Origin of the sequence: Haloflavibacter putidus (assembly GCF_006546625.1) — a bacterium.
Lineage (GTDB): Bacteria > Bacteroidota > Bacteroidia > Flavobacteriales > Flavobacteriaceae > Mesonia > Mesonia putida.
In genome coordinates this window covers 328,040-347,721 of the sequence record NZ_VIAR01000001.1, presented here as the reverse complement: position 1 = coordinate 347,721, position 19,682 = coordinate 328,040, and the positions used below count along the sequence as shown (strand labels likewise).

Annotated in this window: 19 protein-coding genes and 1 tRNA gene; 14 read left to right on the top strand and 6 right to left on the bottom strand. The window is 36.3% G+C overall.

Annotation, left to right across the window (positions count from 1 at the left end):
• The first annotated feature begins 94 nt into the window (after window positions 1–94).
• Together FKR84_RS01535 and dusB are read left to right on the top strand one after the other, a co-directional pair.
• Entirely contained in the window at window positions 95–2,710 is a 2,616-nt protein-coding gene (locus tag FKR84_RS01535) for a TonB-dependent receptor (protein ID WP_233357623.1), read from the top strand.
• Window positions 2,711–3,280: 570 nt separating this feature from the next.
• Window positions 3,281–4,273 (top strand): tRNA dihydrouridine synthase DusB, encoded by a 993-nt coding sequence (dusB, locus tag FKR84_RS01530; RefSeq protein WP_141420419.1) that lies wholly within the window; start codon window positions 3,281–3,283, stop codon window positions 4,271–4,273.
• A 408-nt stretch (window positions 4,274–4,681) separates the two neighbouring features.
• Here dusB and FKR84_RS01525 read toward each other — a convergent pair whose 3' ends face one another.
• Together FKR84_RS01525 and FKR84_RS01520 are read right to left on the bottom strand one after the other, a co-directional pair.
• Window positions 4,682–5,881: an ABC transporter permease gene (locus FKR84_RS01525; protein ID WP_141420418.1), complete on the bottom strand. Its 1,200-nt coding sequence runs from the start codon at window positions 5,879–5,881 to the stop codon at window positions 4,682–4,684.
• A gap of 1 nt (window position 5,882) precedes the next feature.
• On the bottom strand, window positions 5,883–6,278 hold the full coding sequence (locus FKR84_RS01520) for a ribosome-binding factor A (RefSeq protein ID WP_141420417.1): 396 nt from the start codon (window positions 6,276–6,278) through the stop codon (window positions 5,883–5,885).
• Window positions 6,279–6,343: 65 nt separating this feature from the next.
• On the opposite strand from FKR84_RS01520, the gene mce reads away from it, so the two are divergent.
• From mce to FKR84_RS01505, 3 genes are all read left to right on the top strand, one after another.
• Window positions 6,344–6,748 carry a methylmalonyl-CoA epimerase gene (gene mce / locus FKR84_RS01515; RefSeq protein WP_141420416.1) on the top strand — a complete coding sequence of 135 codons (405 nt, stop codon included), beginning with the start codon at window positions 6,344–6,346 and terminating at the stop codon, window positions 6,746–6,748.
• A gap of 47 nt (window positions 6,749–6,795) precedes the next feature.
• A tRNA-Ile gene (locus FKR84_RS01510) sits at window positions 6,796–6,869 on the top strand.
• Between the two features lie 126 nt (window positions 6,870–6,995).
• Window positions 6,996–7,325 (top strand): hypothetical protein, encoded by a 330-nt coding sequence (locus FKR84_RS01505; protein WP_141420415.1) that lies wholly within the window; start codon window positions 6,996–6,998, stop codon window positions 7,323–7,325.
• Between the two features lie 114 nt (window positions 7,326–7,439).
• Here FKR84_RS01505 and FKR84_RS01500 read toward each other — a convergent pair whose 3' ends face one another.
• Window positions 7,440–8,024 carry a riboflavin synthase gene (locus FKR84_RS01500; RefSeq protein WP_141420414.1) on the bottom strand — a complete coding sequence of 195 codons (585 nt, stop codon included), beginning with the start codon at window positions 8,022–8,024 and terminating at the stop codon, window positions 7,440–7,442.
• Between the two features lie 97 nt (window positions 8,025–8,121).
• On the opposite strand from FKR84_RS01500, the gene pdxA reads away from it, so the two are divergent.
• From pdxA to FKR84_RS01465, 7 genes are all read left to right on the top strand, one after another.
• Window positions 8,122–9,168 (top strand): 4-hydroxythreonine-4-phosphate dehydrogenase PdxA, encoded by a 1,047-nt coding sequence (gene pdxA, locus FKR84_RS01495; RefSeq protein WP_141420413.1) that lies wholly within the window; start codon window positions 8,122–8,124, stop codon window positions 9,166–9,168.
• A gap of 72 nt (window positions 9,169–9,240) precedes the next feature.
• Entirely contained in the window at window positions 9,241–9,780 is a 540-nt protein-coding gene (locus FKR84_RS01490; protein ID WP_141420412.1) for a YceD family protein, read from the top strand.
• 10 nt (window positions 9,781–9,790) lie between these two features.
• The gene (gene rpmF, locus FKR84_RS01485) at window positions 9,791–9,988 is read left to right on the top strand and encodes a 50S ribosomal protein L32 (protein ID WP_141420411.1); all 198 of its coding nucleotides are present in this window, start codon (window positions 9,791–9,793) and stop codon (window positions 9,986–9,988) included.
• 219 nt (window positions 9,989–10,207) lie between these two features.
• Window positions 10,208–11,203 (top strand): beta-ketoacyl-ACP synthase III, encoded by a 996-nt coding sequence (locus FKR84_RS01480; RefSeq protein ID WP_141420410.1) that lies wholly within the window; start codon window positions 10,208–10,210, stop codon window positions 11,201–11,203.
• 27 nt (window positions 11,204–11,230) lie between these two features.
• Window positions 11,231–11,746, top strand: a complete 516-nt coding sequence (gene accB, locus FKR84_RS01475; protein WP_141420409.1) for an acetyl-CoA carboxylase biotin carboxyl carrier protein — start codon at window positions 11,231–11,233, stop codon at window positions 11,744–11,746.
• A gap of 46 nt (window positions 11,747–11,792) precedes the next feature.
• The gene (accC, locus tag FKR84_RS01470; protein WP_141420408.1) at window positions 11,793–13,157 is read left to right on the top strand and encodes an acetyl-CoA carboxylase biotin carboxylase subunit; all 1,365 of its coding nucleotides are present in this window, start codon (window positions 11,793–11,795) and stop codon (window positions 13,155–13,157) included.
• Between the two features lie 98 nt (window positions 13,158–13,255).
• Window positions 13,256–13,705, top strand: a complete 450-nt coding sequence (locus tag FKR84_RS01465) for a GreA/GreB family elongation factor (protein WP_141420407.1) — start codon at window positions 13,256–13,258, stop codon at window positions 13,703–13,705.
• A 13-nt stretch (window positions 13,706–13,718) separates the two neighbouring features.
• Here FKR84_RS01465 and FKR84_RS01460 read toward each other — a convergent pair whose 3' ends face one another.
• Both FKR84_RS01460 and FKR84_RS01455 read right to left on the bottom strand, forming a co-directional pair.
• Window positions 13,719–14,696 carry an ABC transporter ATP-binding protein gene (locus FKR84_RS01460; RefSeq protein WP_141420406.1) on the bottom strand — a complete coding sequence of 326 codons (978 nt, stop codon included), beginning with the start codon at window positions 14,694–14,696 and terminating at the stop codon, window positions 13,719–13,721.
• Window positions 14,697–14,746: 50 nt separating this feature from the next.
• On the bottom strand, window positions 14,747–15,628 hold the full coding sequence (locus FKR84_RS01455; RefSeq protein WP_141420405.1) for a retropepsin-like aspartic protease: 882 nt from the start codon (window positions 15,626–15,628) through the stop codon (window positions 14,747–14,749).
• A gap of 168 nt (window positions 15,629–15,796) precedes the next feature.
• Between FKR84_RS01455 and FKR84_RS01450 the strand changes: the two genes are divergently transcribed.
• Both FKR84_RS01450 and FKR84_RS01445 read left to right on the top strand, forming a co-directional pair.
• Window positions 15,797–16,702: a M20/M25/M40 family metallo-hydrolase gene (locus tag FKR84_RS01450; protein ID WP_141420404.1), complete on the top strand. Its 906-nt coding sequence runs from the start codon at window positions 15,797–15,799 to the stop codon at window positions 16,700–16,702.
• 106 nt (window positions 16,703–16,808) lie between these two features.
• Complete coding sequence (locus FKR84_RS01445; protein ID WP_141420403.1) at window positions 16,809–17,228, top strand: CBS domain-containing protein; 420 nt, start codon at window positions 16,809–16,811, stop codon at window positions 17,226–17,228.
• Window positions 17,229–17,506: 278 nt separating this feature from the next.
• Here the strand turns inward: FKR84_RS01445 and FKR84_RS01440 are convergent, their stop codons facing one another.
• Entirely contained in the window at window positions 17,507–19,639 is a 2,133-nt protein-coding gene (locus tag FKR84_RS01440) for a prolyl oligopeptidase family serine peptidase (RefSeq protein WP_141420402.1), read from the bottom strand.
• Between the last annotated feature and the right edge of the window lie 43 nt (window positions 19,640–19,682).

The window sequence follows — 19,682 nt, the reverse complement described above, 5'->3', positions numbered from 1 at the left end:
AAACAATAGCCCTATCCAAACTAAATTTAATAAAATTAAAACCCTAACAATCCTGTTCTTCCTAACAGGATTTTCTTCGGTAGTAGCGCAAAATGTGCGTTTAGAAGGCAAAGTCCTGGACAGCACGCAAAACAGCATACCTTATACCAATCTTATTGCAAGTCCGTTGGCAAAAAACCAAGACATTACTTTTGCCATCACAGATACCCAAGGCCGGTATAAATTAACGCTAAACCAAGACGTTACCTACAAAATAGAAGTTACGCATATGGGTTTTTCTAAATTTACAGATACGCTAAACCTAACAGAAGACCGCGTAAAAAACTACAGCCTGCAAGAAAGTACCCAAAGCCTAGAAGAGGTAATTGTAAAACAAGAAATGGCGGTAATTGTAAAAGAAGATACCATAACCTACCGTACAGAGCAGTTTAAAACCGGCGAAGAACGCAAACTGCGCGAAGTTTTAAAAAAATTGCCCGGCGTAGAAGTAGATAGGGAAGGCAATGTAAAAGTAAACGGCAAAAAAGTAACCAAATTAATGGTAGAGGGCAAAACCTTTTTTACCGGAGACACTAAATTGGGCGTTAACAATATTCCTGCAGATGCCGTAGAAGAAGTAGAAGCTTTAGACAATTATAACGAAGTTAGTTTTTTAAAAGGTTTGAGTGATAGTGACCAAATGGCGCTTAACATCAAGCTAAAAGAGGGCAAAAAAGAATTTGTTTTTGGAGATATAGAAGCCGGTGGTGGTATAAAAGAGCGTTTTTTATTCCATCCCACCTTGTTTTATTACAGTCCCAAAACAGCCATAAATGTAATTGGCGATTTTAATAATATTGGCAAAAAATCGTTTACCCTAAAAGATTATATAGATTTTGAAGGCGGTTATGCCGCTATGATGGATGGTTCTACTTCTTTTGGCGATATTTATAACAGCGATTTTGCCAGTTTTCTGGGCCAAGAAGATTTTATCTACCAAAAAAACGATTTTGGCGCCGGCAGCTTGTCGCAGCAAATTAGTCCAGATTTGCGCTTAGAAGCTTTTAGTATCGTAAATAAAGGCAAAACCCGTACGCGCACCACCAAAGAAATTGCCTATGTAACCCAAGATAATTTAGACGAGTTTAGGGAAACCACCAACAACAACACGGTTTTATTCAGTTTAAACAAGATAAAGTTGCGCTACCAACCCAACGAAGATACAGATGTGGCCTACGATGCTTTTATAAAAACCTCCAATGGCGATGCTACAGAAAATTTGAATTCAATCACTGCGGCAGACAGCTTGCGTACCAACATCTTACAAAAACCCAAAAATCTGAGTATAAACCAAGAAATCAGGTTTAACAAACAATTTTCGTATGAGCATACTTCTACCTTAACTGCGGCTTATAAATACAACAACCAAGAAAACAAGAACGATTGGCTGTTTAACCGGCCGGTACTTAATAATTTAATTCCTTTTCAGGAAGATGGCGAATTTTATAATTTATTACAAAACACCGCAACTAAGCGGCATCAAGCCAATTTGGATCTCAAGCATTATTGGGTGCTCAATAATTTTAACCATATTTATCCTAAAATTGGAGTCAATTTTTTTCATGAAAAATTTTCTTCCTTAGACCGGCAATTGCTCCAAGACGGCAGCATAAATAGTTTTGAAGATAGCGGTTTTAATAATGCCACCACTTTTAGGTTGGTAGATAATTATATTGGGTTTCAGTACAAAGCAAAAGCTGGCAATTTTATCTTTAAACCCGGTATATTCTATCATTCTTATTTTTGGAAGCTTAACCAATTTTCCACGGAAGTGGCCAACCAACAAAAAAGCCTTTGGTTACCCGAACTGAATATAGAATACGAACTTTCTTCCGCCGAAAAAATCAAACTGGACTACCGCTTAAAAACCGGTTTTTCCAACGCAGAAAAATATGCCAACCGCTTGCGCTTAATTAGTTTTAACCGTTTGTACCGTGGTAACCAAAATTTAGAAAACAAAGTTTACCATTCGGCCAACTTGCGTTACCACCAATTTAATTTGTTTAAAGGTATTTTTATAAACGCCAACCTGAGTTATACCAAGCGCGAAAAATCTATACGAAACACCACCCAAATAGAAGGTATAGATCAGGTAAATACTTCAATTTATACCGGTTTGCCAGAAAACACCTATGCATTAATGGGCTCTTTTGCCAAACAAATAAAAAAGTATAAGTTTAGCCTTAGCGGAAACATAAGTTTAGCAGATTATTCCCGGATTATAAACCAAGAAAAAAACGACTACCAATCCAACAATTACCGTTACACCCTAAAAGCCGAAACCCGGTTTAAAGATTGGCCAAACATAGAAATAGGCTGGGAACAGCGTTTTAGCAATTTTGAATCGGATATTTCTACCAATAAATTTACGCAAATAAGTCCGTATGCTATTTTGGACTGGGATTTTTTAAACGACTTTATTTTTTCGGCAGATTATACCTATAATTATTACAAAAACCTAAACACCAAGCAAACAAACCGTTTTGATGTTGGCAACCTTTCGTTGTATTACAACAAAGAAGACAGCGCGTGGGGATTTGAAATTGACGTAGATAATATTTTTGACGTTCGTTATAAAAACGAAAACAGCTTTAACCAGTTTTTGGTAAGCGACACCAATATTTTTATCCAACCCAGAACTATTTTGTTTAAGTTATCGTACAAACTCTAAATTCCTGTGAAGGCAGGAATCTTATTTTCACAAAGCTTTTTCCATCCCAACTTTTGGCCCAAAAAAAATTCCAGCGAAAGCGAAAAACATGCCTTGCTAGCCCTTCCTTGAAAGGAAGGGAATTTGTGAATTTTTTTTGGAAGTTTTTCACTTCCTGCGAAGACAGGAATCTATATTCCCACCCCAACTTTCCACAATCCCATATTTTCGGCGAAAGCGAAAAAACATCCATCCCGAGTATAAAAACTTATACAGTATTACTACGGTTTCTCTCTTTCTACTAGATAGCTGTCTTATAGTTATGACGTGGTTATAGCGTGGTTATAGCGTGGTTATGACGTGGTAAAGTTTGTATAAAGCCTAATCAACTTTCATAATTCCTTATGCAAACGACAGTCTTCAAAGTATAAGATGCTAATTAATTGCTGTTTTGGAAAAGCTTCAGCAATACGAATAAAAACACATTCAACGATTTTGTAAACCTTTATTACTGAAAAATTTTAAGTCGAATGTAGGTTATAAATCCAAATTCGCTTAGATTTCTTAATTTTGCAGCAAAATAATACGAGTTTGGCAAAAATAGGAAACATAGATGTAGGAGAATTTCCATTGTTATTGGCACCAATGGAAGATGTAAGCGATCCGCCTTTTAGAGCTTTGTGCAAAGAACAAGGCGCAGATGTGATGTATACCGAGTTTATTTCTTCGGAAGGTTTAATTCGCGAGGCTGCCAAAAGCGTTATGAAACTCGATATCTACGAAAAAGAACGTCCGGTTGGCATTCAAATTTTTGGCGCCAATTTAGACGCAATGTTAGAATCGGTTGAAATTGTAGAAAAATCCAAACCAGATATTATCGACATCAATTTTGGCTGTCCGGTAAAAAAAGTGGTTTCTAAAGGCGCCGGCGCCGGTATTTTAAAAGATGTAGATAAAATGGTGCAACTTACCGAAGCTATGGTAAAACACACCAATTTGCCGGTAACCGTAAAAACACGTTTGGGCTGGGATAAAGATTCTATAAAAATTCTGGAAGTAGCAGAGCGCTTGCAAGATGTTGGCTGTAAAGCAATTTCTATTCACGGGCGCACGCGCGTACAAATGTATAAAGGCGATGCCGACTGGCGACCAATTGCCGAGGTAAAAAACAACCAGCGTATGCATATTCCGGTTTTTGGCAACGGCGATGTAGATTCTCCCGAGCGCGCTATGGAAATGCGCGATAAATACGGTTTAGATGGCGCTATGATTGGACGGGCAAGTATTGGGTATCCTTGGTTTTTTAGAGAAGTAAAACATTATTTTAAAACCGGAAAGCATTTGGCGCCGCCAACTATGCAAGAACGTGTAGATGCTGCCAGAAGACATTTGGAAATGGCCATAGCCTGGAAAGGTCCAAAATTAGGCGTTTTTGAAACCCGCAGGCACTATACCAATTATTTTAAAGGAATACCACATTTTAAAGAATACCGCATGAAAATGGTTACCAGCGATGAAGCGAAAGACGTTTTTGCTGCCTTTGATGAGGTAGAAGAAAAGTTTGCCGACTATCAGTTTGTTTAATGTTAGGGAATTAGAGATTTGAGGTTAGAGATTGGGGATTAGTGATGTACAACATACTCAATACTCACGACTCAATACTATTATGATGTTCCCTAAATAGAGTTGACCGTTTTTAAATAATTTTCTTTTTCAAAATATGGTAAAAGATTTTCTTTCTTTGGCGTTTACGGAAGAAATTCGGTTTATAAACTTTTAAGGGTTCGTTCGCTGTTGTTGTAGTCTATTTCTGTCGATACCGAGTTAGTTCCTAGCAATCTCTCATTTTCTGCAGATAATAAACATTATCTGCTTGCGGATACTTCGTAAAGTTTGCTTTCGTAGCTTTCCACGTTTTAAATGGTCAACCTATATCAGGGACGTACAATACTCACGACTCAATACTAACTACTCAGTACTAAATACTACCCACTAATTCCCAATCACCTTCCCAACGCGTGTTGCCCCAATATAAGAAGCGGTTATTCCTAAAATCATAATTGTAAAAAATACAACTATAATATTTTCCGCTTTAAGCAAAACAGGATAGGGCAGGGTTGCGGTTATCATTACCAGCTCATAATTGAGTTGTAAGAAAATAATTAGCAAACCTATTAACAAACCAATTATACCGCCAAAAAAGGTAAGTAAAGTGCCTTGTAAAAAGAAAATTTGTTTTATAGTATTGGTAGTTGCGCCCAAATTATAAAGCGTTTTGATATTTTGTCTTTTATCTAAAATTGCCATAACAATTGCGCCGCCTACATTAAAAAGAGCAATAATCAAAACCAAAGTAAAAATCAGATAAACTGCCAAATTTTCGGTATTTAGCATTTTATACAATTTATCGTTTAACTGAATGCGGTTTTTTACAATTACCTTATCCTTAAAAATAGAAAAGATTTCTTCTTTTACATCTTCTTCTTTTGCACCAGGCAACAATTTAATCTCGATGGCAGAAACTTTATTGTTTTCTATTTCCAGAAGTTTTTTGGCTACTTTAAAAGAAGAAAATAAATAACGGTTGTTTAGTTCTTCGTTTACGCTAAAAATTCCCGTTACCATAGTGTTTACCTTATTAAAAGCCTTCGACGGATCGTTAATTTGTCCTTTGCCCGGGCGTGGCACCAAGAGTTGCAAAACATCGCCATAACCTTGCGCTCCCAAGGTTAGCTTACGCGAAATGCCATTGCCAATAACCACTTGATTTTCGTTTTGATGCACCCAAGTACCGGCAATAAGTGCGCTATCAATTTGGTTTACTTTTAGATAATTTTCATCTACACCTTTTATAGAAGCAGGTGTGTTTTTGTTGTTGAAATTAAGCAACACGCGCTCTTCAATTGTTTTTGAAAAGGCCGCTATTCCTTCCATATTTTCTAACTGAGTTAGTTTAGACTTATCTACGCTAATAAGTTTTCCTGTTTTAGGAAGTATTTTAAGGTCCGGGTCAAATTCATTAGAAAAAGAAAGGCTAAATTCTTTAAGACCTGAGAAGCCAGATAAAACTATAAACAAAGCCAAAGCCCCGGCAAAAACACCAATGGCCGCTATTATTGTAATAATGTTTATAGCGTTGTTTTTGCTCTTGGTAAACAAATAGCGTTTGGCAATGTAATAGGAAAACTTCAAGTTACGATTTTTTTCGCTTGTCTAATAAATCCGGATTTTCTATTGGGTCTTCTTTTCCTTTTACCGCTTCCTCAATATTTTCAATATATTCTAAAGAATCGTCTAAATACAATACAAGATCCGGCATTTTGCGCAACTGGTTTTTTACGCTTAAAGCTACTTTATGCTTGAGTTGCGATTTTATATTTTGTAATTCGGTTAAAAGTGGCTTTGCACTTTTGTTAGGAAATATACTTAAATAAGCCTTTGCCAAACTTAAATCTGGCGCTACTTTTACTTTAGATACCGATAGAATAATACCGGTATTGCCTGACTTTCGTAATTCTTCCTGCAGCACTTCTGCCAACTCTTTTTGCAGGACTTTTCCTATTTTCTTTTGTCTGTTTGTTTCTTCCATAGTGCAAAAATAGTGTTTTAATAAGGAATCGTATTTTTGTAGTATTAAATTTAATAAAATTAACGATGAAAAAAATAGAACACATTGGTATTGCTGTAAAAAATCTGGAAGAAGCCAACCAAACCTATAAAATGTTGCTTGACGCGGAAGCCTATAAACAGGAAGAAGTAACGTCTGAAGGTGTAATAACTTCCTTTTTTAAAGTAGGCGAATCTAAAATAGAATTACTGGCAGCTACCAAACCCGACAGTCCCATTAATAAATTTCTAGAAAAAAAGGGAGAAGGCATACATCACCTTGCTTTTGCGGTAGATAATATAGAAAAAGAAATTAAGCGCTTAGAAGCCGAAGGTTTTCAGCTAATTAGCAAAAACCCAAAGCCCGGCGCAGATAATAAAATCATTGCTTTTTTGCATCCCAAATCTGCAAATGGTGTCTTGGTAGAACTTTGTCAAGAAAAAAATGAGTAAATATTTGGTGCGTATACTACAAATATCTATTTTTGCCCTCTGTTTTAGGACCCATAGCTCAGCTGGTTAGAGCACCTGACTCATAATCAGGGGGTCGATGGTTCGAGCCCATCTGGGTCCACTTTTTTATAAATACAGAAAATAAACAACTGGGTTTAAGAAACCGATAATATTTTTTAAGTATTTATTAATATAATGAAGGGTTATATTTTTTGGCGCTTTAGAATTAATCCTTATTTTAGCCGATATGAGTAGACGAACAAATTTTCGAAATATTTTTCTAACAGCCACATTGTTGGTTGCCACTACTGTTGTGGTACAAGCGCAAAATAACGAGTGGACAGTGCCGCAAAATAATGACGATAATATAGGTTTTACTACTCAAGAACCGCAAGAAGAAGATAATAATCCTACTTTTACATCAGGAAATTCGAATCCGAATTCAAATCCGCCAACTCCTCAAGCAGCAGATGCTCCGCCTCCTGGTTTGCCAATAAATAATTGGGTTCCCGGTTTTCTATTAATAGCGGGAGTTTTTGGTGTATATATCTTAAAAACTACTCGAAAAGAAGCTTAACTTCTATCGCTAAATAACAAGTTGGTATTTAGCTTATTTCCTGATTTCACTATTTTCAAAACAATTAGTTAACTACGCATTTTTTATTTCCGTAAAGAATAAAGTAAATGTCTTTTATACTTCCGTAAGGCGTTTTACGTATTTTCCTATTACATCAAATTCTAAATTTACCGTATCGCCTTCTTTTAGATGCGCAAAAGTTGTGTGTTTAAACGTGTAGGGAATAATCGCTACGCTAAATTCATTTTTCTTGCTGTTTACCACCGTAAGACTAACCCCGTTTATGGTTATTGAGCCTTTTTCTATGGTTACATTATTATGGGTATCGTCATAACTAAAGGTAAAAAGATGGCTTCCTTCCTGTTTTGTAATTTTCGTACATATTCCCGTTTGGTCAACATGGCCTTGGACAATATGGCCGTCTAAACGCGCGCCCAATTGCATGCCGCGCTCCAAATTAATTATATCTCCTTGCTTTACGGAATTTAAATTTGTTTTCTGCAAAGTTTCGGCAATGGCAGTAACCTGGTATTCTTTTTCGCTTAAGTTTACAACGGTTAAACAAACGCCATTATGCGCAACGCTTTGGTCTATTTTTAGTTCGCTAGCCATTTCTGCTTCAATAAAAAAATGCAAATTATCTTTCTCTGCTTCAATTTTTTTTACTTTTCCTAATTCTTCTACAATCCCTGTAAACATATTTGCGCGTATTATTTAGTACATTTGTCATGCAAAAATAGGTAATTCAGAGCTTCTTTGGTTTTAAAAAGAAGCCTTAATAAAAATAACAGCAGATTTGAAAAAAGAAGAAAAATTAAAAGTTGGTATTAGTATTGGCGATTTAAACGGAATTGGCAGCGAGATAATTCTAAAAACGTTTGAAGATGCCAGAATGCTCGATTTTTGTACTCCGGTAATTTTTGCCAACACAAAATTACTGTCCTTTTATAAAAAGCACTTTAATTTAAGTCTTTCCTTTCAAGGCACCGAATCTGTAGATACTATTATAGACGGAAAGATAAACGTAGTAAACGTATGGAAAGACAATTTGAAAATAAATTTTGGTGCAGAAGATAAGTTTTTAGGTGAATTCACCTTAAAATCTTTAGAGGCGGCCACCCAAGCTTTAAAAGAAGATAAAGTAGACGTGTTGGTTACCGCGCCAATTAATAAAAATGTAATACAGTCAGACAAATTTAATTTTCCCGGGCATACCAATTATTTAGCGCAAGAATTAAACGGAAAGAGTTTAATGTTTATGATTTCAGAACAGCTAAAGGTAGGTTTGCTTACAGATCACGTTCCTGTAAAAGATGTTGCAGAGCACATAACAGCAGAGCTTATCAAGCAAAAAGTACGAATTATAACAGAAACTTTACGGAAAGATTTTCAGGTGCGTAAACCAAAAATTGCGCTGTTGGGTATAAATCCGCATAGTGGCGATAAAGGTGTAATAGGCAAAGAAGACGACGAGGTTTTAAGACCTTGCATACAAGAAATTAACGATGCCGGAAATTTGGTTTTTGGTCCTTATGCCGCAGACAGTTTTTTTGGTACCAAAAACTACAAAAATTTTGATGCCGTTATAGCAGCATATCACGACCAAGGTTTAATACCTTTTAAAACCTTATCTTTTGGTAAAGGCGTAAATTATACCGCCGGTTTAAGTAAGATACGCACTTCGCCAGACCACGGTACCGCCTACGAGATAGCCGGTAAAAACCAAGCAGATTACAACTCGTTTAAAGAAGCGGTTTTTGCGGCAATAGAAATATATAACAATCGAGTAGAATACAAAGAACTTACCAAAAACCCGCTAAAAAAGCAGTCTAAAAAATTATAAACATTTTTTTGTTAATAACTATAGGTAATTCATTATATTTTATATATTTGCACGCCTGAAAATGCCGATGTGATGAAGAAGTTTAAAGCCTATGAAATTCAATTTGTTGGTTTAAAAATTGGTAGGCACCAGTACAATTATCAAATTGATAACGAGTTCTTTGAGTTATTTGGTTACCAAGAATTTAATGCCGTAGATGTTGCGGTAGATCTTCAAGTAGAAAAAAAAACCAATATGTTAGAATTGGATTTTTTTATTGAAGGAAACGTTAATGTAAACTGCGATGTTAGTACAGAGGCGTATAACCAGCCTGTTAGCGGAAAACTACATTTGGTTGTAAAGTTTGGCGAAGAGTATAACGACGAAAACGAAGAATTACTCATCTTGCCGCATGGCGAATATAAATTACAAGTAGAGCAGTACATTTATGAAGCCATTATTTTGGGGGTACCTTATAAAAGAGTACATCCCGGTGTAGAAAACGGTACATTAGATTCTAAAATACTAGATAAGTTAGAAGAATTGGCACCAAAGCAAAAAGAAGAAATAGAAAATAACGAGGAAATAGACCCTCGGTGGAATGAATTAAAAAAACTATTAAAAGATAATTAATTAAGTAGTTATGGCACATCCTAAAAGAAAGACCTCCAAAACAAGAAGAGATAAAAGGAGAACGCATTATAAAGCAAAAGCACCTCAAATTGGCACAGATCCAACAACTGGAGAAGCGCATTTATACCACCGTGCACACTGGCACGAAGGTAAATTATATTACAGAGGGCAAGTTTTAATAGACAACTCAGAAGAAGTAGAAGCTTAAAAACAGCTTTTGATTTTTAGCAAAATTAAACTCCCACTATTAGTGGGGGTTTTTGTTTTTTTAATAAGTTTTTGGCAAAACAATTCAAAATCAATAGCATTTTAGGTTGATTAACTCCTAAAAAGATTTTACTTTGCACCTTATTAAATAAGAATTTTAGTAGATTTCTTTACCATTTTATGGCTAAAGCAACTACTTTTGTCGAATAAATTCTTTTCTATGAACAAAATAACAGCAGCTATTACCGCTGTAGGATCCTACGTGCCGGAAGATGTTCTCACCAACCAAATGCTGGAAGAGATGGTAGAAACCAATGATGAATGGATTACCACCAGAACCGGCATTAAAGAAAGAAGAATACTGAACGACCCTGATAAAGGTACTTCTTTTTTAGGCATTCAAGCTGCTAAAGATTTAATCGAAAAAAACAATATCGATCCCTTAGAGATAGATATGGTTATTTTTGCCACCACAAGTCCAGATATGCCGGTGGCTGCCACAGGAGTTTATACCGCATCACAAATAGGCGCCAAAAATGCATTTGCTTATGATTTGCAAGCGGCGTGTTCCAGTTTTCTTTACGGAATGTCTACCGCCGCCAGCTATATAGAAAGTGGCAGATATAAAAAAATACTCCTTATTGGCGCAGACAAAATGTCATCAATTATAAATTATAGAGACCGCGCCACCTGTATTATTTTTGGCGATGGGGCAGGAGCTGTTCTTTTTGAACCCAATACAGAAAATTTAGGACTGCAAGACGAATTTTTACGAAGCGATGGTATGGGCCGCGATTTTTTAAAAATAGAAGCCGGTGGCTCTTTATTGCCGGCAAGCAAAGAAACCGTAGAAAATAATCAGCATTATGTACAGCAAGACGGCAAAACGGTTTTTAAATTTGCAGTTTCTAATATGGCAGAGGTAAGTGAAAAAATAATGCAACGCAACAACCTCAGTGCAGAAGATGTAAATTGGTTAGTGCCGCATCAAGCCAACAAGCGTATAATAGATGCCACGGCCAAGAGAATGAACTTAGACAGTAAAAAGGTTTTAATGAATATACAGCGCTACGGAAACACCACCTCTGCAACGCTGCCTTTATTATTGAGCGATTTTGAAAAACAATTAAAAAAAGGAGATAACCTGATTTTTGCTTCCTTTGGAGGCGGATTTACCTGGGGTTCCATTTATTTAAAATGGGCTTATAACTCCTAAAAAAACACAAAAAAACACCTTAAAATTATGGAATTAAAGGAAATTCAAAATTTAATAAAATTTGTAGCCAAATCTGGCGCAAGCGAAGTGAAACTAGAAATGGACGATGTTAAAATCACCATTAAAACCACTTCAGAAGACAAAGAAACTACCATTGTACAACAAGTACCAATGGGTGGTATGCAACAGCAAATGCCACAACAAAGCATGCAGCAAGCACCTGCACAGCCACAACAACAAGCGCCTGCTCAAGAAACAAAACCAGATGCAGACAAAAAAGAAGCAGATACAGACGACTCAAAATACCTTACTGTAAAGTCGCCTATTATTGGTACTTTCTACAGAAAGCCATCGCCAGATAAACCGGCTTTTGCAGAAGTAGGAGATACTATTAAAGAAGGAGACGTAGTTTGTATTATTGAAGCTATGAAACTATTTAACGAAATAGAAAGCGAAGTTTCCGGAAAAATTGTAAAAGTTTTGGTAGACGATTCTTCTCCGGTAGAATTTGACCAGCCTTTATTTGTGGTAGACCCATCCTAATTTTTTGTAGTTTTAACAGCAAGTAATAACGCTCAAAAGAAACAAAATGTTTAAAAAGATATTAATTGCCAATAGAGGAGAAATTGCGCTTCGGGTTATTAGAACCTGTAAAGAAATGGGTATAAAAACCGTTGCCGTTTACTCCAAAGCAGATGCAGAAAGTTTGCACGTACGCTTTGCAGATGAAGCAGTCTGTATTGGTCCGGCACCAAGCAACGAGTCTTACTTAAAGATGCCCAATATTATTTCTGCTGCAGAAATTACCAACGCAGATGCAATTCATCCCGGTTACGGATTTTTATCAGAAAATGCTAAGTTTTCTAAAATCTGTGCAGAACACGATATCAAATTTATAGGAGCTTCTCCAGAAATGATTGCAAAAATGGGCGATAAAGCTTCGGCCAGAGAAACTATGCAAGCAGCCGGAGTACCTTGTATTCCAGGATCAGATGGCGTTCTTAAAGATTTTAAAGAGTGTAAAAAAACGGCTAAAAAATTTGGTTATCCCATTATGCTAAAAGCTACTGCCGGAGGTGGTGGTAAAGGTATGCGTGCCGTTTGGAAAGAAGAAGATTTAGAACCCGCTTGGGAGTCTGCTCGGCAAGAAGCCGGAGCAGCCTTTGGTAATGATGCCATGTATATGGAAAAACTTATCGAAGAACCAAGACATATCGAGATTCAAATTGTAGGCGATAGCAATGGCAATGCTTGTCATTTATCAGAAAGAGATTGTTCTATTCAACGTCGTCACCAAAAACTTACAGAAGAAACCCCTTCGCCGTTTATGACAGACGATTTACGCGAAAAAATGGGTGAAGCGGCTGTAAAAGCGGCAGAATATATAAAGTATGAAGGAGCGGGAACCATAGAGTTTTTGGTAGATAAGCACCGTAATTTTTACTTTATGGAAATGAATACGCGTATACAAGTAGAGCATCCTATTACAGAACAAGTGATAGACTACGATTTAATACGCGAGCAAATTTTGGTAGCAGCCGGAGTGCCAATTTCAGGAAAAAATTATTTCCCGAAATTGCACGCTATAGAATGCAGAATCAACGCAGAAGATCCTTACAATAACTTTAGACCTTCTCCGGGAATAATAAGCAATTTGCACGCACCCGGTGGGCACGGCGTTCGTATAGATACGCACGTTTACAGCGGTTATATGATTCCGCCAAATTACGACTCTATGATTGCCAAATTAATTACCACTGCGCAAACCCGCGAAGAGGCTATTAATAAAATGAAACGCGCATTAGATGAGTTTGTTATAGAAGGTGTACAAACCACTATTCCGTTTCATCGTCAATTAATGGATAATCCAGATTATTTAGAAGGTAATTATACCACTAAATTTATGGAAGGTTTTGTGATGGATGAAAAGTATAAAGACCAAAACCCCGATTAATTTCTAAGGTTTGAGATCTAGAAAATCGGTTAGTTTTGTGATAAATTCACAAAATTGACCGATTTTTTTATTACTGAAACTATTACTACGTCCTATCTATGAACTATCGCTCGCATCTATTAACTAATTGTAAAAAATTTACATTATCTAAAACCGCCTTTCTTCAAAACGAAATAGAAGCTTTAGAAAAGTCTTTACAAACGGAAACCAAAAGCTCTGCCGGCGATAAATACGAAACTTCGCGTGAAATGCTTACGGCAGAAATCAACAAACTCGGTAATCAATTAGAACATTATAGAAAGTTTCAAAGTCTTTTACAACAAATAGAAAACAGACCTCCTTCTCAAAAAATTGGCTTGGGCAGCTTAGTAAAAACCAATCAGTTTAACTACTTTATAGCTATTCCTGCAGGGAAAATAGAAATTGAAGGGCAAACGTTCTATACAATTGGTTTACAATCTCCCATCGCACAAAGCCTGCTCGGTAAAACCGAAAAAGAGAGCTTTACTTTTAAGGGAAATTCTTATAAGATTTTAGAGGTCTTGTAATATTTCCTTAAAACTATTCTTTCCTAAAACGCTTATCCAAAAGGGCTTTTGCAACAGCAAGATTGCAAGTTTCGCCTTTCTTTAAAGTATTCTCTGAATAAAAATAGAGTTTTTCTTGGATGTTTTTTAAAATAGCTTCCACAAAATAACTAAAACCGTTGTAATAGCTTTTTTCCACTTTTACCGATAAAAAACCATCTTTACGTAGGTGTAATTCTTGCGGATAGATTAGATAATAGCCGTTTTGAGAAGATTTCAAATTTACGGAAGAAATCCGGTTTACTTCAGAAAGCAAAGAAGCAGTGTAAAAATCAGGTGGATTTTTTAGCAGGTTTTTGGGTGCATTTTTAGTTAGTATTTTACCCTCTCTTAAAACGATTGTCTTATCTGCAAAACCAAACAAATCTGTGCTATCATGCGTAGCAAAAATACACGAAATGTTTTCTTTTTGTAAATAGCTAAAAAGCCTTCTGCGTAATTTGTTTTTTCTAAAATTGTCTATAAAATTAAAAGCTTCGTCCAACAATAAAAGTTCTGGTTTTTTGGCCAAAACCTGCGCCAACGCCACGCGCTGTTTTTGTCCGCCGCTTAAAAGCTTTACCTTGGTATTGGCATAAGCTTTCATATCTACCACTTCCAATAAAATTGCTAAACGTTCTTCATTTTCTTTGGGAAACTGCCTGCTTAAATGCTCGGTAATATTTTCTGCTACGCTGGTAAAAGGCATTAATTGCTCCTCTTGTGCCAGATATTTCATTTCTGGTTCTCCCGGCACCAAATTATAAGCCGGACCCAAGACTTTTTTATCGTTAAAAAGTATTTCGCCTTGGTCTAAATCCAGCAAACCATAAATAGCTTTTAGAAGCGTGCTTTTTCCGCAACCGCTTTCGCCAATTATGCTAAGATGTTCTCCTTTTTTAACTGCGAAGCTTATATTTTGCAAGATATTTTTTTCCGCGTAAGCGAAATTTAGATTCTTTACTTTTAGCATAGAAAACTGGATTGTTGGGAGAGCAATAGTAGTTTTTTCTGAAAGATAATTTATTGTTTTTGTACTATCAATCTTTTGTTGGGAATATCTATGGTAATTTTCTCGCCAAGCCAATCTATACCCATAATACCTTCGTAAATTAGGTCTTCTATAAAAGAAGCTTTAAAATTTTTAACTTCTGCATTTTTGTTTATGTCGGTCATTTTGGCCAAGGTTGTAAAGTAAAAAGTATTGCCTTGTTTTGGTTTAAAACTACTTTTTCTGTACTCTTTTTTTAATTTGGTAGCGTCCATGCCCAAATCCTGCATATATCTGGCGTTAAACCTATAAACACCAAAACCGGCGCCGCTGTCTAAGCTCACCAAAAGTGGTAGTTGGTCTTCTAAGTTTACATAGGTAGCAATTCCTAAAGTAATTTCTTTGTCGCTATCTAACACAATTGGTATTTCAAAATCTTTGTTTTTTATCCGCTTTTCTAAAGATTTAGAAGATTCTAATTGTAGAATTTTATTTTTAAAATCTATGGTAATAGGCTGGTTCTTAAATGGCGTTAGTGAAATCAAACCGTCTAACGGAAATTTAAAATCGTACACCGCAAAGAGTTCTTTTTTAATTTTAAAATTGTTTATGCTCAACAATTTTGAACGCCATAAGTCAGTGGTTATTTCTTCGCCGGTAGCTCGATGGCCGGTATGAAAATGATGTGTTTTTTTTAAATCTTTAACTTTATCTGCAAAATCTTTGGTAAGCAGGTTTATGCCCGCACCGGTATCAAAAACAAATTTTCCTTCTACGCCGTTTACTTTGGCTTTTATAATTATATGACCATTATTGGTGAGTTCAAACGGAATTTTGACTGGTTGTTTCACCAAATTTTGTCCGAAAATCAAACTGGTAGAAATTATTAATAGAAAGCTAAATAGGTAACGCATAGGCTGTTTTTAAAAGATTTTATTTACTAGGTAGACAATTAAACCGCAATTTTGTAACATTTTTGCTGTGGATATAGTTGACGTAGAAATGCGCAAATTGCATAAAATAGGCTTTTCTCTTTATCGTTATGTAAATATGCTATATTTGGTTTTGAAAAGTATAAAAATATGCGTCGTTTATTTTTTATTTGCTGTTTAATTTGCCTTGGTCTTTATGGAAATGCTCAAGATAAAATCCGTAAAGCAGCTTTAAAACAACATATTGCATTTTTAACGGCAGATTCTTTGCAAGGCAGGTTTCCGGGAACGCCACAAGATAGTATTGTACAAAATTATATTGTGGGCCAGTTAAAAACTGCCGGCTACCAACCAATTTTGCAAACTTTCCGTTTTAAAACCAAAAACGATTTGGCTAAAATTTCTACCGCCAATATCTTGGGAATACTTGCGGGTAAGCATCCGGTTTTAAAAAAACAAGTTATTATTCTTGGAGCACATTACGATCATTTGGGAATCAAAAACGGAAAAATTCACCCCGGGGCAGACGATAATGCTAGTGGAGTTTCGGTTTTGTTAGAAATTGCAAAACGTCTAAAACAAGAAGATCTAAATTTAAAACGCAGCATACTTTTTATAGCATTTGGTGCCGAAGAACAAGGCTTAAAAGGAAGTGATTTCTTTGTAAACAATCCGTTAGTTCCTTTAAATACCATACAAGTTATGCTCAATATGGATATGCTGGGCAGGTTAAACCAAGAAAAACACCTTTATATAAATGGCGCGGGAACTTTCCGTAAAGGGAACAAAATGCTACGTAAACTGGCAAAAAATTATGATGTAAAGCCGGTTATTCATTTAGGTTCTGTTGGCGGCTCTGACCACGTGAGTTTTTACAAGAAAGAAATTTCTGTTTTGGGCTTGCATACCGGCGCGCACGAGCAATACCATTTACCAACCGACTCAAAGTCTCTATTAAATTATAATGGTTTACAAATGCTGAGCAATTATATCTACCAAGTTGTGGTGCAATTGGCTAATACAGAGCAAAATTTAGAATTTATTGCGCAAGATTAATAATTTTTCTATTGACTTTACGGAATAAGCTTTGGACTGATTAATATCAGCTTTAAAAAGCTGAATATTCCTTATCTTTAAGTACTTAATTTAAAAACCAATAGCCATGAAAAAGCGCACGCCAGTCTCTACAATTATGACAGAAAAAGTCCTAACGCTAAACACTACCGATAATTTAGCTACGGCTGAAGGTATATTTAAAAAGAATAAAATAAGACACATTCCCGTGGTAGAAAACGATGCCATAAAAGGCATGTTAAGTTACACCGATTTACTGCGAATTAGCTTTGCCGATGCGGTAGATGAAGACGAAGATACTATAGAAACCACAGTGTACGATATGTTTAGTATTGAGCAGGTAATGGTAAGCAATGTAATCTCTGTAAAACCGGATAATACCATAAAAGAAGTAGCCGAAATCTTGGCAGAAAAAGAATTTCACGCCTTACCGGTAGTAGAAAACGATAAGTTGGTAGGTATTGTAACTACCACAGATTTGATAAAGTATCTTTTAGAACAGTTTTAAGATTGGGAAATTAAAAATTGTCCAACCTACAGGGTTTTCAAAACCCTGTAGGTTTTTCTTACCATATCGAAAAAAGGAAATATTATAAAAAAGCTTCTTAATATTTTCAAGAACAGTTCTTTTTTAAATACTTATAAAGTTTAAAAGACTTTGCGGGACAATTTCGATTAAAAAAGTAATTTCTTAATTTATCTTCAAAAAAAAATCCCGAGAAACTACTAAAAAAGTAGAGTCTCGGGATTTTTAAGATTTGGGTTTTAAACTTTTAAACTAAAAATCTAGAGTTCTTTTACGCCCATATTCCATAAAGTAAAACCGTAAATATCTGCATATTGTTCTATGGTTTTGCTCACTGGAGTTCCCGCGCCGTGACCGGCATTAGTTTCAATTCTAATTAAAACCGGATTCTCACCTGCTTGTTTTTCTTGCAATTCTGCTGCAAATTTAAAACTATGCGCCGGCACCACACGATCGTCGTGATCTCCGGTAGTAATAAGCGTTGCAGGATATTCTGTGCCCTTTTCTACATTATGTACTGGGGAGTAGTTGTACAAATACTCAAACATTTCTTTATTATCTTCAGAAGTTCCGTAATCGTACGCCCAACCCGCGCCAGAAGTAAATGTATGGTAACGCAGCATATCTAGAACGCCAACAGCCGGCAAAGCTACTTTTACCAAGTCTGGACGTTGGGTTAAGGTTGCACCAACCAATAAGCCACCGTTAGAGCCACCACGTATCGCCAAATAATCTGTAGAAGTATAATTTTCTTGTTTTAAATATTCCGCGGCAGCGATAAAATCGTCAAAAACATTTTGCTTTTTTAATTTTGTTCCGGCTTTGTGCCAGTCTTTTCCATACTCGCCACCACCGCGTAGGTTTGCAACGGCATAAATACCGCCTTGCTCCATCCAAACCGCGTTGGTAATGCTAAACGACGGCGTTAGGCTAATATTAAAACCGCCATAACCGTAAAGAATGGTTGGGTTTTTACCGTCTAATTTTATACCTTTTTTATGGGTGATAATCATTGGTATTTTGGTGCCGTCTTTAGATGTATAAAACACTTGTTTGCTTTCGTAATCTTCGCTGTTAAAGTCTATTTCCGGCTTGCGGTAAAGTTCTGACTCGCCACTTTCTATATCGTATTTATAAATACTTCCCGGCGTGATATAATTGGTAAACGAGTAATACAATTCTTTCTCTTCTTTTTTAGCACCAAAACCACCAACGCTACCAACGCCCGGTAATTCTACCTCGCGTACCAGATTGCCTTCACGGTCGTATTGTTTTACCATAGAAACCGCGTCTTTCATATATTCCGTAAAGAAATAGCCGCCTCCGGTAGATGCGGTTAAAACATGCTCTGTTTCCGGAATAAAATCTTCCCAATTTTCCGGGGAAGGATTAGATGCATCTACTGTTACAATCTTTTTGTTGGGTGCATCTAAATTGGTTACCAAAAATAGTTTGCTGCCCTCGCTATCCAAAATATTGGTGTCTGTATCTGTATTGCCAATTACGGTTTGTAGGGGTGCATTTTCTTTGGTTAAATCTTTTAAGAAAAGTTTGTTACCAGAAGTACTTACGCTTGCGCGGATAAGCAAGTAGTTGTTGTCTTCTGTAACAATTCCGCCAACGTAACGGTGTTTCTGCTCTTCTGTACCACCAAAAATAAGTCTGTCTTCTTTTTGCGAAGTTCCCAATTTATGATAATACAATTTATGCTGATCTGTTTTTGCCGAAAGTTCGCTGCCTTTAGGTTTGTCGTAACTAGAATAGAAAAAACCGTCATTTTCTTTCCAGGAAAGTCCGGTAAACTTAATGTCTACCAAGGTGTCTTCTACAATTTCTTTGTTTTCGGTATTCATGATTAATACCTTACGCCAATCGCTTCCGCCTTCTGAAATTGCATAGGCCAACTTAGAACCATCTTCCGAGAAACTCATTCCTCCTAAAGATGTGGTGCCGTCTTCGCTAAATTTATTCGGGTTTAAAAATACTTCTGCAGTTGAAGGATCTTCGCCGGTTTTATAACGGTAAATCACATACTGGTCTTGCAAACCATCGTTTTTACTGTAGTAAGTATAGTCGCCTTCTTTTCTTGGGGCGCCAACTTTCTCGTAATTCCATAAAGTAGAAAGTCGGTTTTTCAAAGAATCTCTGTACGGAATTTGCGCCAGGTATTCTTGGGTAACTTCGTTTTCGCGTTTTACCCAATCTTCGGTTTCTTCACTGCGGTCGTCTTCCAACCAGCGGTATGGGTCTTTTACTTCGGTACCAAAATAGGTATCGGTACTATCTACTTTTTTTGTTTCAGGATAGGTCAAGCCTTCTTCTTTTTGTGTTTTTTTTGTCGAATCGCAAGCTACAAAAGCCAAAGCGATAAGAGGCAAAATTACTTTTTTCATAGTTGAGCTGTTTTAATAAGCTTTCAAAAATAAGCAACCAAAT

Excerpts from the sequence above, each read along its gene's own strand:
- FKR84_RS01520 (WP_141420417.1), bottom strand. The coding sequence starts at position 6,278 with ATGGAAGAAACAAACAGACAAAAGAAAATAGGAAAAGTCCTGCAAAAA.
- mce (WP_141420416.1), top strand. The coding sequence starts at position 6,344 with ATGAAAAAAATAGAACACATTGGTATTGCTGTAAAAAATCTGGAAGAA.
- FKR84_RS01505 (WP_141420415.1), top strand. The coding sequence starts at position 6,996 with ATGAGTAGACGAACAAATTTTCGAAATATTTTTCTAACAGCCACATTG.
- FKR84_RS01500 (WP_141420414.1), bottom strand. The coding sequence starts at position 8,024 with ATGTTTACAGGGATTGTAGAAGAATTAGGAAAAGTAAAAAAAATTGAA.
- FKR84_RS01490 (WP_141420412.1), top strand. The coding sequence starts at position 9,241 with ATGAAGAAGTTTAAAGCCTATGAAATTCAATTTGTTGGTTTAAAAATT.
- rpmF (WP_141420411.1), top strand. The coding sequence starts at position 9,791 with ATGGCACATCCTAAAAGAAAGACCTCCAAAACAAGAAGAGATAAAAGG.
- FKR84_RS01480 (WP_141420410.1), top strand. The coding sequence starts at position 10,208 with ATGAACAAAATAACAGCAGCTATTACCGCTGTAGGATCCTACGTGCCG.
- accB (WP_141420409.1), top strand. The coding sequence starts at position 11,231 with ATGGAATTAAAGGAAATTCAAAATTTAATAAAATTTGTAGCCAAATCT.
- accC (WP_141420408.1), top strand. The coding sequence starts at position 11,793 with ATGTTTAAAAAGATATTAATTGCCAATAGAGGAGAAATTGCGCTTCGG.
- FKR84_RS01465 (WP_141420407.1), top strand. The coding sequence starts at position 13,256 with ATGAACTATCGCTCGCATCTATTAACTAATTGTAAAAAATTTACATTA.
- FKR84_RS01460 (WP_141420406.1), bottom strand. The coding sequence starts at position 14,696 with ATGCTAAAAGTAAAGAATCTAAATTTCGCTTACGCGGAAAAAAATATC.
- FKR84_RS01455 (WP_141420405.1), bottom strand. The coding sequence starts at position 15,628 with ATGCGTTACCTATTTAGCTTTCTATTAATAATTTCTACCAGTTTGATT.
- FKR84_RS01450 (WP_141420404.1), top strand. The coding sequence starts at position 15,797 with ATGCGTCGTTTATTTTTTATTTGCTGTTTAATTTGCCTTGGTCTTTAT.
- FKR84_RS01445 (WP_141420403.1), top strand. The coding sequence starts at position 16,809 with ATGAAAAAGCGCACGCCAGTCTCTACAATTATGACAGAAAAAGTCCTA.
- FKR84_RS01440 (WP_141420402.1), bottom strand. The coding sequence starts at position 19,639 with ATGAAAAAAGTAATTTTGCCTCTTATCGCTTTGGCTTTTGTAGCTTGC.